This is a genomic window from Pseudomonas sp. FG-3G, from assembly GCF_901007645.1.
Classification (GTDB): Bacteria; Pseudomonadota; Gammaproteobacteria; order Pseudomonadales; family Pseudomonadaceae; genus Aquipseudomonas; species Aquipseudomonas rhizophila.
In genome coordinates, this window is record NZ_CAAKGZ010000003.1 from 53,798 (window position 1) to 66,265 (window position 12,468).

Genomic DNA, 12,468 nt, shown 5'->3' on the forward strand with positions numbered 1-12,468 from the left:
GTAGGTAATGTAGTAAGTTAGGCCGGTGAATATCATGCGAAGCGCGCGCCAGTAGCGGAGCTTGCTTCAGAGGGTAGTTAATTGAACGATATGGCAAAGAATCTGATCCTGTGGTTGATCATCGCCGCTGTCCTTGTGACCGTGATGAACAACTTCTCCAGCCCTAACGAGCCGCAGACCCTCAACTATTCCGACTTCATCCAGCAAGTCAAGGATGGCAAGGTCGAGCGCGTTGCCGTCGATGGTTATGTGATTACCGGCAAGCGCACCGATGGCGACAGCTTCAAGACCATTCGTCCGGCGATTCAGGACAACGGCCTGATCGGCGACCTGGTGGACAATCATGTCGTGGTCGAAGGCAAGCAGCCTGAGCAGCAGAGCATCTGGACCCAGCTTCTGGTGGCCAGCTTCCCGATCCTGGTGATCATCGCGGTGTTCATGTTCTTCATGCGCCAGATGCAGGGCGGTGCCGGTGGCAAGGGCGGGCCGATGAGTTTCGGCAAAAGCAAGGCCCGACTGCTCTCTGAAGACCAGGTGAAGACCACCCTGGCCGACGTCGCCGGGTGCGATGAGGCCAAGGAAGAGGTCGGCGAGCTGGTTGAATTCCTGCGTGATCCGGGCAAGTTCCAGCGCCTGGGCGGCCGTATCCCGCGCGGCGTGCTGATGGTTGGTCCTCCGGGTACCGGTAAAACCTTGCTGGCCAAAGCGATTGCCGGCGAAGCCAAAGTGCCGTTCTTCACGATTTCCGGTTCCGACTTCGTGGAAATGTTCGTCGGTGTGGGCGCCAGTCGTGTGCGTGACATGTTCGAACAGGCCAAGAAACACGCGCCTTGCATCATCTTCATCGACGAAATCGACGCTGTCGGTCGCCATCGTGGCGCCGGCATGGGTGGTGGTCACGACGAGCGCGAGCAGACCCTCAACCAGTTGCTGGTCGAGATGGACGGTTTCGAAATGAATGACGGCATCATCGTGATTGCCGCCACCAACCGTCCGGACGTGCTCGATCCTGCGCTGTTGCGTCCAGGCCGTTTCGACCGCCAGGTCGTGGTGGGGCTGCCGGACATTCGTGGTCGCGAACAGATCCTCAAGGTTCATATGCGCAAGGTGCCGATGGGTGACGACGTCGCTCCGGCAGTGATCGCTCGTGGTACACCGGGTTTTTCCGGTGCCGACCTTGCGAACCTGGTCAACGAGGCGTCGCTGTTCGCTGCTCGTACCGGCAAGCGTGTCGTTGAGATGAAAGAGTTCGAACTGGCCAAAGACAAGATCATGATGGGCGCGGAGCGCAAATCCATGGTCATGTCCGAGAAAGAAAAGCAGAACACGGCGTATCACGAGGCGGGTCACGCGATCGTTGGTCGTGTGGTGCCCGAGCATGACCCGGTCTACAAGGTCTCGATCATCCCGCGCGGTCGTGCCTTGGGTGTGACCATGTTCCTGCCGGAAGAAGATCGTTACAGCCTGTCCAAGCGTGCGCTGATCAGCCAGATCTGTTCGCTCTACGGCGGCCGTATTGCCGAAGAAATGACACTGGGCTTTGACGGTGTAACCACCGGCGCGTCCAACGACATCATGCGTGCCAGCCAGATCGCCCGGAACATGGTCACCAAGTGGGGCCTGTCCGAAAAACTGGGCCCACTGATGTACGCCGAAGAAGAGGGTGAAGTGTTCCTCGGTCGTGGTGGCGGTGGCCAGCACGCAAGCTTCTCTGGCGAGACGGCAAAGCTGATCGACTCTGAAGTACGCAGCATCATCGACCAGTGCTATGGCACCGCCAAGCAGATCCTCACGGATAACCGTGACAAGCTCGACGCCATGGCTGATGCCCTGATGAAGTATGAAACCATTGATGCCGAGCAGATCGACGACATCATGGCAGGTCGCGAGCCTCGCGAGCCTCGTGACTGGTCGGGCGGCGGCACCGGTACGTCCGGTACGCCTCCGGCGGTACAGGGCGAGCGTCCGGAGACACCGATCGGCGGTCCGGCTGCTGACGTTTAAGGCTTGAAATGACTTCTGTTCAGTCCTCAACCCGGTTGCCTTGCGGCAACCGGGTTCTTGATTTGTCCCATGTCCATGTCATGGGCATTCTCAATGTCACTCCCGATTCCTTTTCCGATGGCGGTCGATTCAGTCAGCTTGATGCTGCGTTGCGGCATGCCGAGGCGATGGTCGTCGCCGGCGCAACGCTGATCGATGTCGGCGGTGAGTCGACCCGGCCAGGCGCGCGGGCAGTCTCGCCCACCGAAGAGCTGGAGCGGGTGGCGCCGATTGTCGAGCGCATTCATCGCGAACTTGATGTCATCATCTCGGTGGATACATCCACGCCCGCGGTCATGCGTGAGACTGCACGGCTTGGAGCGGGGGTGATCAACGACGTTCGCTCCTTGCGGCGCGATGGTGCCCTGGATGCCGCAGCGGCTACGGGGTTGCCGGTGTGTCTGATGCATATGCTGGGCGAGCCCGGAACGATGCAGGACGACCCGCACTATCATGATGTGACCAGGGAAGTCGGAGAGTTTTTGGTGGAGCGCCTGGATCAATGTGCCGCCGCAGGTATTCCTGCGCAGCGGATCATTCTTGATCCCGGGTTCGGCTTTGCCAAGACGCTGGCTCACAATCTGAGCCTGTTCAAACATATGGAAGCCTTGCATACCCTGGGGCGGCCCCTGTTGGTCGGGGTTTCGCGAAAGAGCATGATAGGCAATGCCCTGGGTCGTCCCGTGGGGGAGCGCCTGTACGGCGGTCTTGCGCTGGCGGCCCTGGCTATTACAAAAGGCGCACGCATATTGCGGGTGCATGATGTGGTCGAAACGATGGATGTTGTGCGGATGATCGCAGCAGTGGATTCAGCCGAATAAGAATGACGGAGCACTTATGAGCAAGAAATACTTTGGCACCGACGGTATTCGTGGTCGGGTCGGCGAATACCCCATTACCCCTGATTTCATGCTCAAGCTCGGCTGGGCTGCCGGTATGGCATTCCGCAAGATGGGCGCCTGCAAAGTGCTGGTTGGCAAGGACACGCGAATTTCCGGCTACATGTTCGAATCGGCGCTCGAGGCCGGCCTGACTTCGGCGGGCGCCGATGTGATGCTGCTCGGTCCGATGCCGACGCCGGCCATTGCCTACCTGACGCGTACGTTCCAGGCCCAGGCAGGTATCGTAATCAGTGCTTCGCACAACCCGCATGATGACAACGGCATCAAGTTCTTCTCCGGCCAGGGTACCAAGCTGCCGGATGATATCGAGCTGATGATCGAAGAGCTGCTGGACGCGCCGATGACTGTGGTTGAGTCGAGCAAGATCGGTAAAGTGTCGCGGATCAACGATGCGTCAGGTCGTTATATCGAGTTTTGCAAAGGCAGCGTGCCCACCGGTACGAGCTTTTCGGGTCTGAAAATCGTCGTCGATTGTGCTCATGGTGCGACCTATAAAGTCGCGCCAAGCGTATTTCGCGAATTGGGAGCAGAGGTTGTCGTGCTCTCCGCCCAGCCTAACGGGCTGAACATCAACCACAACTGTGGCTCCACTCATACCGAGGCGCTGCAAGCGGCCGTGCTGGCCGAGCAGGCTGATCTCGGGATTGCCTTTGATGGTGACGGTGACCGGGTTCTGATGGTTGATCACACTGGCACTGTCGTCGATGGTGATGAATTGCTGTTCATCATTGCTCGCGATCTGCACGGGCGCGGCAAGCTGCAGGGCGGTGTGGTGGGGACGTTGATGAGCAATCTCGGGCTCGAGTTGGCCCTGGCGGACCTGGATATTCCCTTCGTGCGGGCCAACGTCGGTGATCGCTATGTGATCTCGGAGCTGCTGGAGCGCAATTGGGTGATCGGTGGCGAGAACTCCGGGCATATTGTTTGTTTTGACCACACCACCACTGGCGATGCGATTATTGCTGCCTTGCAAGTGCTGATGGCACTCAAGGCGCGCAATGAAGGGCTTGCGCAGTCGCGTCAGGCGTTGCGCAAATGCCCGCAGGTGCTGATTAATGTGCGTTTCGGCGGTGGTGCGAACCCTCTGGAGCATGCGACGGTCAAGCAAGCCAGCGAGCGCGTAACGCAGGCTATGGCCGGGCGTGGGCGCGTGCTATTGCGCAAGTCTGGTACCGAGCCGTTGGTGCGGGTCATGGTCGAAGGCGAGGATGAAGCACAGGTCCGCGGTTATGCTGAAGAGCTGGCGAAGCTTGTTAGTGAAGTTTCTGCCTGAATTCGGCTTGCCAGTCATCAATCGGTTGGGTAACATCTGCGCCCACTTTGACCGACGAGGTACAGCATGCGTCGCCCTATGGTAGCTGGTAACTGGAAGATGCACGGTACCCGCGCCAGCGTCGCTGAGCTGATCAAAGGCCTTCGTCATCTGGCCTTGTCAAGCGGTGTTGACGTCGCGGTATTCCCGCCTTGCCTGTATATCAATCAAGTGGTTGATGGTTTGAAAGGCAAGTCGATTGCGGTTGGTGCGCAGAATTCCGCGGTGGAATCCATGCAGGGCGCGTTGACCGGTGAAATTGCGCCGAGTCAGCTGGTGGATGCAGGTTGTTCCCTGGTTTTGGTCGGGCATTCCGAGCGCCGCATGATCATGGGCGAGCAGGACAAGACCTTGATCCGCAAGTTTGCTGCGGCCCAGGCCTGCGGTCTGATTCCGGTGTTGTGCATAGGTGAAACCCTTGTGCAGCGTGAAGCCGGTAAGACCCTTGAAGTTGTCGAGCGTCAGCTGGGCAGCATCATCGAGGAGCTGGGTGTCGGTGCTTTTGCAAAGGCGGTCATTGCTTACGAGCCGGTCTGGGCCATTGGCACCGGGCTGACTGCTTCGCCGCAACAGGCGCAGGATGTGCACGCCGCCATCCGCGCGCAGTTGGCGGCAGAGAATTCTGAAGTGGCACGAGGTGTGCGGCTTCTATACGGCGGCAGCGTGAAGGCGGCCAATGCGGTCGAACTGTTCGGCATGCCGGATATCGATGGGGGGCTCATTGGTGGAGCGTCCCTGAATGCAGATGAGTTCGGTGCGATCTGTCGCGCCGCGGGAAACTGAAAAAATGCTGGAAACAGTCGTAGTCGTTTTTCATCTGCTGGGTGCATTGGGTGTAGTTGCCCTGGTATTGCTGCAGCAGGGTAAAGGTGCGGATGCTGGTGCGTCTTTCGGTGCAGGTGCTTCAAATACTGTGTTCGGAAGCCAAGGTTCCTCTACCTTTCTTAGTAAGTTTACTGCTATACTTGCCGCCGGTTTCTTCATAACCAGCTTGGGGTTAGGTTACTTTGCTAAAGAGAAGGCTCAAGAGCTGACTCAAGTAGGTTTGCCAAATCCAGCAGTGTTGGAAGTACCAAAGCAACAACCGGCTTCTGATGATGTACCGGTGCTTCAAGAGCAACAGTCGGCCAATCCGGCGACTGACGTGCCTCCAGCTCAAGAGCAGAAGTAAGAAGGTTTCAAACGCTGTATTGCCGAGGTGGTGGAATTGGTAGACACGCAACCTTGAGGTGGTTGTGCCCATAGGGTGTAGGGGTTCGAGTCCCCTTCTCGGTACCAATTATCAGGAGAGCCCGCGATTGCGGGCTTTCTTGTAGGTGGAAGGGTTACATTGACCCTGTAAGGGATCGGTCGTATACTTCCGCCCCAGCTTTGTCGCGGGATGGAGCAGTCTGGTAGCTCGTCGGGCTCATAACCCGAAGGTCGTCGGTTCAAATCCGGCTCCCGCAACCAGTTTCAGGGGCCCCTTCCAAGGGGCTTTTTGTTAGCTGGACACTTTATAACGCCGCTGTTCAACGGCGTTTCAGGGATGGGCTATTCGCCCATTTTTTTTTATTTGCACAGCATGCACAAACATGCACGAGGGGGTTCAGGTGTCGAGCAAGCTAGAACAGTTGCAGGCCTTGTTGGCCCCGGTGGTCGTGGCCCTTGGCTATGAATGCTGGGGTATTGAGTTTTCGGCTCAAGGTCGCCACTCACTGTTGCGCGTTTATATCGATAAGGAAGGCGGCGTATTGGTGGATGACTGCGCCATCGTCAGCCGTCAGATCAGCGGTGTATTGGATGTCGAAGATCCAATCACTTCCGAATACACCCTTGAAGTTTCCTCGCCTGGCATGGAACGCCCTCTGTTCACCCTTGAACAGTTCGCTTCGTTTGCCGGTGAACAAGTGAAGATCAAGCTGCGCTCGCCCTTCGAGGGTCGACGCAACTTTCAAGGCCTTCTGCGCGGTGTAGAAGAGCAGGATGTCGTGGTGCAGGTAGAAGACCATGAGTTCCTGTTGCCGATCGATATGATCGACAAGGCCAACATTATTCCCAGTTTTGACTGATACGTGCCAGATACTGCGGATCCCGCGGATCCAATGGCTTGCGAAAGGCGAGGCGTACGATGAGCAAAGAAGTACTGCTGGTTGTTGAGTCGGTATCCAATGAAAAGGGCGTACCGGCTAACGTTATTTTTGAAGCGCTGGAGCTGGCTCTGGCCACTGCTACCAAGAAGCGGTTTGAAGACGAAGTTGATTTGCGTGTGGAAATCAATCGCCACACCGGTGCCTATGAGACTTTCCGTCGCTGGACGGTCGTCGAAGAAGCCGACCTGGACGATCCGGCTATCGAAACCTGGCCAAGCAAGGTTGCAGAAACGCATCCTGGCGCCAAGGTAGGTGATGTAGTCGAAGAGAAGATCGAATCCATCGAGTTCGGTCGTATTGCTGCGCAGACCGCCAAGCAGGTCATTGTGCAGAAAGTTCGCGAAGCCGAGCGTGCGCAAGTCGTCGATGCTTATCGCGAGCGCCTGGGTGAAATCATCTCCGGCACCGTGAAGAAAGTCACCCGCGACAACGTGATTGTCGACCTGGGCAACAACGCTGAAGCGTTGCTGGCTCGTGAAGACATCATTTCTCGCGAAACTTTCCGGGTTGGCGTGCGACTGCGTGCGCTGCTCAAGGAAATCCGCACCGAGAACCGGGGCCCGCAGCTGATCCTGTCGCGTACCGCGCCGGAAATGCTGATCGAGTTGTTCCGCATCGAAGTGCCGGAAATTGCTGAAGGCCTGATCGAAGTAATGGCCGCCTCCCGTGATCCGGGTTCGCGTGCCAAGATCGCGGTCCGCTCCAAGGACAAGCGCATCGACCCGCAAGGTGCCTGCATTGGCATGCGTGGTTCGCGTGTCCAGGCCGTATCCGGCGAGTTGGGCGGCGAGCGTGTGGATATCGTCCTGTGGGACGACAACCCGGCTCAGTTCGTGATCAACGCCATGTCGCCTGCTGAAGTGGCGGCAATTATCGTCGACGAAGATGCCCATGCAATGGACATCGCCGTTGGCGCAGACAATCTCGCTCAGGCCATCGGTCGCGGTGGTCAGAACGTGCGTCTGGCTAGCCAATTGACTGGCTGGACACTGAACGTGATGACCGAATCGGACATCCAGGCTAAGCAGCAAGCTGAAACCGGCGATATCCTGCGCAACTTCATCGAAGAGCTTGAAGTCGATGAAGAACTGGCGCAGGTGCTGGTGGATGAAGGCTTTACCAGCCTGGAAGAGATTGCCTACGTACCGGTGGAGGAAATGCTCAACATCGACGGCTTTGACGAGGACATCGTCAACGAGCTTCGCGCTCGGGCCAAGGATCGTTTGTTGACCAAAGCCATCGCTACTGAGGAAAAGCTGGCAGACGCCCATCCGGCCGAAGACCTGCTCTCGCTTGAGGGCATGGACAAGGATTTGGCGATGGAACTGGCGGTGCGCGGCGTAATTACCCGCGAAGACCTGGCCGAGCAGTCTATTGACGATCTGCTCGACATCGACGGCATTGACGATGATCGTGCCGGCAAGTTGATCATGGCCGCCCGAGCCCACTGGTTCGAGTAATTAGGCGCGGCCTGAGGAGAGAAGTGCATGACGCAAGTCACGGTGAAACAACTGGCCGATGAGGTCAAAACACCGGTAGAGCGCCTGTTGCAGCAGATGCGTGAGGCAGGTCTGCCGCACACCGCCGCCGAGGAACATGTGACCGACAGTGAGAAGCAGTCCCTGCTGACTCACTTGAAGAGCAGTCACAAGGCGAAAGTGGAAGAACCGCGCAAGATCACTCTGCAGCGTAAAACCACCAGCACCCTGCGTGTTGCCGGTAGCAAAAGCATCAGCGTTGAAGTACGCAAGAAGAAAGTCTTCGTACAGCGCAGCCCGGAAGAAATCGAAGCCGAGCGCAAACGCGAACTGGAAGAACGTCGCGCAGTAGAAAATGCTGCACGTCAGAAGGCTGAAGAAGAAGCCAAGCGTCGCGCCGAAGAAGAAGCGCGTCGCCAGCCTGCTGCTGCGCAATCCGCTCCGGCCGAAGCCGTTGCGGCTCCAGTCCCGGCAGCCGAGCCAGTGCGTGAAAGCGCGCCGGTCCCGACACCCGCTCCAGCACCTGCGGCCGATACCCGCAAGCGCGATGAACAGCGTCGTCCGGACAAACCACGTGCCGACGACAACCGTCGGGGCAGTGGCGATGGCGAGCGCAAAAACGCTCCTCATCGTGCTTCGGTCAAGGAAAAGGCGCCAGCGCCACGCGTTGCGCCACGTACCACCGACGAAGAAAGCGATGGCTTCCGTCGTGGCGGTCGCGGCAAGGCCAAGCTGAAGAAACGCAACGCCCACGGTTTCCAGAGCCCTACCGGCCCTGTCGTGCGTGAAGTGAAAATCGGCGAGACCATCACTGTGGGCGATCTGGCCCAGCAGATGTCGGTCAAGGCTGCTGAAATCATCAAGTTCATGTTCAAGCTGGGTACGCCGGCCACCATCAACCAGGTACTGGATCAGGAAACTGCCCAACTGGTTGCTGAAGAGCTGGGCCACAAAGTGACCCTGGTCAGCGACACGGCCCTGGAAGATTCCCTGGCCGAGTCCCTGAAGTTTGAAGGCGAGGCGGTTTCCCGTGCTCCGGTCGTGACCGTAATGGGCCACGTTGACCACGGTAAAACCTCCCTGCTCGACTATATCCGTCGTGCGAAGGTTGCGGCAGGCGAGGCGGGTGGTATCACCCAGCACATCGGCGCCTACCACGTTGAAACCGACCGCGGCATGGTGACGTTCCTCGACACCCCAGGTCACGCTGCGTTTACCGCAATGCGTGCCCGTGGTGCCAAAGCGACCGACATCGTGATCCTGGTGGTCGCAGCGGACGACGGCGTGATGCCACAAACCATCGAAGCCGTTCAGCATGCCAAGGCAGCTGGCGTCCCTCTAGTGGTTGCGGTGAACAAGATCGACAAGCCGGGCGCCGATCTCGATCGCATCCGTAGCGAACTGTCGGTTCACGGCGTGACTTCCGAAGAGTGGGGTGGCGACACTCCATTCGTACCGGTCTCCGCGAAGATGGGTACTGGCGTTGACGAGCTGCTCGAAGCCGTTCTGTTGCAAGCCGAGGTTCTGGAACTGACTGCTACACCTTCGGCTCCTGGCCGTGGCGTGGTCGTCGAATCGCGTCTCGACAAGGGCCGTGGCCCGGTTGCGACCGTTCTGGTTCAAGACGGTACCCTGCGCCAGGGCGACATGGTGCTGGTCGGTTCGAACTATGGCCGCGTGCGCGCCATGCTCGACGAGAACGGCAAGCCCATCAAGGAAGCAGGTCCTGCTATCCCGGTCGAGATCCTCGGCCTGGACGGCACTCCGGACGCTGGCGACGAGATGAGCGTTGTGGCTGACGAGAAGAAAGCCCGTGAAGTGGCTCTGTTCCGTCAAGGCAAGTTCCGCGAAGTCAAACTGGCTCGTGCTCACGCCGGCAAGCTGGAAAACATCTTCGAGAACATGGGCCAGGAAGAGAAGAAGACGCTCAACATCGTCCTCAAATCCGACGTCCGTGGATCGCTGGAAGCGTTGAACGGCGCCTTGAATGGCCTGGGTAACGACGAAGTGCAAGTGCGTGTGGTCGGTGGCGGTGTCGGTGGTATCACCGAATCCGACGCCAACCTGGCACTGGCCTCCAACGCTGTACTGTTTGGCTTCAACGTGCGTGCCGATGCCGGCGCTCGCAAGATCGTCGAGCAGGAAGGCCTGGATATGCGTTACTACAACGTGATCTACGACATCATCGAAGACGTCAAGAAAGCCCTGACCGGTATGCTGGGCAGCGATGTTCGCGAGAACATCCTGGGTACCGCTGAAGTGCGTGACGTGTTCCGTTCGCCGAAGTTCGGCGCGATCGCCGGTTGCATGGTGATCGAAGGTGTCGTTCACCGTAACCGTCCAATCCGTGTACTGCGTGAAGACATCGTTATCTTCGAAGGCGAGCTGGAATCCCTGCGCCGCTTCAAGGATGACGCTTCGGAAGTCCGCGCTGGCATGGAATGCGGTATTGGCGTCAAGAGCTACAACGACGTCAAGGTCGGCGACAAGATCGAAGTCTTCGAGAAGGTCCAGGTTGCTCGCAGCCTCTGACTCGCGTACTTCAAGAGCCGCACCGGGCAGTCGCATGAACATGCGCTGCCTCTCAGGCGGACTCTAAACGCAACGCCCGGTCTGGCTTTTGTCAGGCCGGGCGTTTGCCGCTTTCAGACCTCACGGGTTTGACCGTGGGGCAGTAACAGGTAACAAGACATGGCAAAAGAATATAGCCGTACCCAACGAATCGGCGATCAGATGCAGCGCGAGCTGGCCCAACTGATCCGTCGCGAAGTCAAAGACCCGCGCGTCGGCCTGGTCACCATTACCGCAGTGGAAGTCAGCCGTGACGTCGGTCATGCAAAGATTTTCATCACCGTGATGGGGCAGGACAGCGCCGAAGAAATCGCCCAAAGCATCAAGGTGCTCAACTCGGCTGCCGGTTTCCTGCGGATGCAGTTGGCCCGGGAGATGAAGCTGCGCAGCGTTCCACAGTTGCACTTCCACTACGACGAAAGCGTCGTGCGGGGCGCGCATCTGTCGGCCCTGATCGAGCGCGCCGTGGCTGAAGACAGTCAGCACCCGGTTGCGGCTGAACCCGAAGACACCAAGGAGTAAATGGTGGCTCAGGTCAAACGTATCCGCCGTAACGTCAGCGGCATCATCCTGCTCGACAAACCGCTGGGGTTCACCTCCAACGCGGCGTTGCAGAAGGTTCGCTGGCTGCTCAATGCCGAGAAAGCCGGGCACACCGGCAGTCTCGATCCGCTGGCTACCGGCGTGTTGCCACTGTGTTTTGGCGAGGCGACCAAGTTCTCTCAGTATTTGCTCGATTCGGACAAGGGTTATGAAACCCTGGCGCAACTGGGCAAGACCACCACCACGGCGGACGCCGAAGGTGAGGTGTTGCTGGAGCGGCCGGTGACCGTTGGTCAGGCTGATATCGAGGCTGTGTTGCCGGGTTTTCGCGGACAAATCAGCCAGATACCGCCGATGTACTCTGCTCTCAAGCGTGATGGCCAGCCGTTATACAAACTGGCCCGTGCAGGCGAAGTAGTGGAGCGTGAACCGCGTTCTGTTACTATTGCGCGCTTGGAATTGCTGGCCTTTGACGGTAATACTGCGCGGCTGGCAGTCGATTGCAGCAAAGGCACCTATATCCGCACCCTGGTGGAGGATATTGGTGAAAAGCTCGGCTGTGGTGCGTACGTGGCCGAACTGCGACGGACCCAGGCCGGACCTTTCACGCTGGCCCAGACGGTCACGCTGGAAGAGCTCGAAGCGGTACATGCCGAAGGCGGCAACGAAGCGGTTGACCGTTTCCTGATGCCATCGGACAGCGGCCTGCTGGACTGGCCACTGTTGCAGTTCTCCGAGCACAGCGCGTTCTACTGGCTCAACGGCCAACCGGTACGTGCTCCGGATGCACCGAAGTTCGGCATGGTACGGGTACAGGATCACAATGGCCGCTTCATCGGTATCGGTGAAGTGAGCGAAGACGGGCGCATTGCGCCGCGTCGACTGATTCGGTCGGAATGACCGGAACCAGCCTGTGTAACAGCAGGTTGGCGAGTGTGGCTGTTAACAGGCACGGTCACTACTCATTTATAGATACAGGGATTTGTCCCTGGCCTGTTGGTACGGTTTCCTTGGGAACGGTACCTTACAAGAGGAAAGCCACATGGCACTCAGCGTTGAAGAAAAAGCTCAGATCGTGACCGACTACCAGCAAGCTGTTGGTGATACTGGTTCGCCAGAAGTGCAAGTTGCACTGCTGACCGCCAACATCAACAAACTGCAGGGTCACTTCAAGGCCAACGGTAAAGATCACCACTCCCGTCGTGGTCTGATCCGCATGGTAAACCAGCGTCGTAAGCTGCTGGATTACCTCAAGGGTAAGGACGTAAGTCGTTACAGCACCTTGATCGGTCGCCTGGGTCTGCGTCGCTAATCAGCGATTGCGCTATGAGGTTGGTTGTCTGCCTGTTGCCTGCGTTTTGCGCCGGCAGCCGGCAGGCTCCCAGCCTCAAGTTTTATCTGGACAGTCGTTGGGCCGATTCCCCGCACTGCCCAAGAATTTCGCAAGAAGACAAGTTCCCCAAGAGCCACAAAGAAGGTAGGACACC

The 12,468-nt window shown here is 58.3% G+C and carries 11 protein-coding genes and 2 tRNA genes; all 13 read left to right on the forward strand.

Features of this window, described 5'->3' with window-relative positions:
- Nucleotides 1-90 precede the first annotated feature (90 nt).
- The 13 genes from ftsH (at nucleotide 91) to rpsO (ending at nucleotide 12,293) form a co-directional block, all read left to right on the forward strand.
- Complete coding sequence (gene ftsH, locus PSEUDOMOFG3G_RS02100) at nucleotides 91-2,004, forward strand: ATP-dependent zinc metalloprotease FtsH (RefSeq protein ID WP_047229059.1); 1,914 nt, start codon at nucleotides 91-93, stop codon at nucleotides 2,002-2,004.
- Between the two features lie 8 nt (nucleotides 2,005-2,012).
- Nucleotides 2,013-2,864 (forward strand): dihydropteroate synthase, encoded by an 852-nt coding sequence (gene folP, locus PSEUDOMOFG3G_RS02105; protein WP_139049105.1) that lies wholly within the window; start codon nucleotides 2,013-2,015, stop codon nucleotides 2,862-2,864.
- Nucleotides 2,865-2,880: 16 nt separating this feature from the next.
- The gene (glmM, locus tag PSEUDOMOFG3G_RS02110; protein WP_139049106.1) at nucleotides 2,881-4,218 is read left to right on the forward strand and encodes a phosphoglucosamine mutase; all 1,338 of its coding nucleotides are present in this window, start codon (nucleotides 2,881-2,883) and stop codon (nucleotides 4,216-4,218) included.
- A 66-nt stretch (nucleotides 4,219-4,284) separates the two neighbouring features.
- Nucleotides 4,285-5,040, forward strand: coding sequence for a triose-phosphate isomerase (tpiA, locus tag PSEUDOMOFG3G_RS02115; protein WP_047229056.1), 756 nt, complete (start codon nucleotides 4,285-4,287; stop codon nucleotides 5,038-5,040).
- A 4-nt stretch (nucleotides 5,041-5,044) separates the two neighbouring features.
- A complete protein-coding gene (gene secG / locus PSEUDOMOFG3G_RS02120) occupies nucleotides 5,045-5,428 on the forward strand; it encodes a preprotein translocase subunit SecG (RefSeq protein WP_047229055.1) in 384 nt (127 codons plus the stop codon).
- A 21-nt stretch (nucleotides 5,429-5,449) separates the two neighbouring features.
- A tRNA-Leu gene (locus PSEUDOMOFG3G_RS02125) sits at nucleotides 5,450-5,535 on the forward strand.
- 97 nt (nucleotides 5,536-5,632) lie between these two features.
- Nucleotides 5,633-5,709, forward strand: a tRNA-Met gene (locus PSEUDOMOFG3G_RS02130).
- A 140-nt stretch (nucleotides 5,710-5,849) separates the two neighbouring features.
- The gene (gene rimP, locus PSEUDOMOFG3G_RS02135; RefSeq protein WP_025211790.1) at nucleotides 5,850-6,308 is read left to right on the forward strand and encodes a ribosome maturation factor RimP; all 459 of its coding nucleotides are present in this window, start codon (nucleotides 5,850-5,852) and stop codon (nucleotides 6,306-6,308) included.
- Nucleotides 6,309-6,367: 59 nt separating this feature from the next.
- Nucleotides 6,368-7,849 carry a transcription termination factor NusA gene (nusA, locus tag PSEUDOMOFG3G_RS02140; RefSeq protein WP_047229054.1) on the forward strand — a complete coding sequence of 494 codons (1,482 nt, stop codon included), beginning with the start codon at nucleotides 6,368-6,370 and terminating at the stop codon, nucleotides 7,847-7,849.
- Nucleotides 7,850-7,876: 27 nt separating this feature from the next.
- A complete protein-coding gene (gene infB / locus PSEUDOMOFG3G_RS02145) occupies nucleotides 7,877-10,399 on the forward strand; it encodes a translation initiation factor IF-2 (protein WP_139049107.1) in 2,523 nt (840 codons plus the stop codon).
- 159 nt (nucleotides 10,400-10,558) lie between these two features.
- Nucleotides 10,559-10,960 (forward strand): 30S ribosome-binding factor RbfA, encoded by a 402-nt coding sequence (gene rbfA, locus PSEUDOMOFG3G_RS02150; protein WP_003177871.1) that lies wholly within the window; start codon nucleotides 10,559-10,561, stop codon nucleotides 10,958-10,960.
- A gap of 3 nt (nucleotides 10,961-10,963) precedes the next feature.
- Complete coding sequence (gene truB / locus PSEUDOMOFG3G_RS02155) at nucleotides 10,964-11,881, forward strand: tRNA pseudouridine(55) synthase TruB (RefSeq protein ID WP_076383530.1); 918 nt, start codon at nucleotides 10,964-10,966, stop codon at nucleotides 11,879-11,881.
- Between the two features lie 142 nt (nucleotides 11,882-12,023).
- Nucleotides 12,024-12,293: a 30S ribosomal protein S15 gene (gene rpsO, locus PSEUDOMOFG3G_RS02160; protein ID WP_024684882.1), complete on the forward strand. Its 270-nt coding sequence runs from the start codon at nucleotides 12,024-12,026 to the stop codon at nucleotides 12,291-12,293.
- Nucleotides 12,294-12,468 lie beyond the last annotated feature (175 nt).

Excerpts from the sequence above, each read along its gene's own strand:
- ftsH (WP_047229059.1), top strand. The coding sequence starts at position 91 with ATGGCAAAGAATCTGATCCTGTGGTTGATCATCGCCGCTGTCCTTGTG.
- tpiA (WP_047229056.1), top strand. The coding sequence starts at position 4,285 with ATGCGTCGCCCTATGGTAGCTGGTAACTGGAAGATGCACGGTACCCGC.
- secG (WP_047229055.1), top strand. The coding sequence starts at position 5,045 with ATGCTGGAAACAGTCGTAGTCGTTTTTCATCTGCTGGGTGCATTGGGT.
- infB (WP_139049107.1), top strand. The coding sequence starts at position 7,877 with ATGACGCAAGTCACGGTGAAACAACTGGCCGATGAGGTCAAAACACCG.
- folP (WP_139049105.1), top strand. The coding sequence starts at position 2,013 with ATGACTTCTGTTCAGTCCTCAACCCGGTTGCCTTGCGGCAACCGGGTT.
- nusA (WP_047229054.1), top strand. The coding sequence starts at position 6,368 with ATGAGCAAAGAAGTACTGCTGGTTGTTGAGTCGGTATCCAATGAAAAG.
- rpsO (WP_024684882.1), top strand. The coding sequence starts at position 12,024 with ATGGCACTCAGCGTTGAAGAAAAAGCTCAGATCGTGACCGACTACCAG.
- rbfA (WP_003177871.1), top strand. The coding sequence starts at position 10,559 with ATGGCAAAAGAATATAGCCGTACCCAACGAATCGGCGATCAGATGCAG.
- glmM (WP_139049106.1), top strand. The coding sequence starts at position 2,881 with ATGAGCAAGAAATACTTTGGCACCGACGGTATTCGTGGTCGGGTCGGC.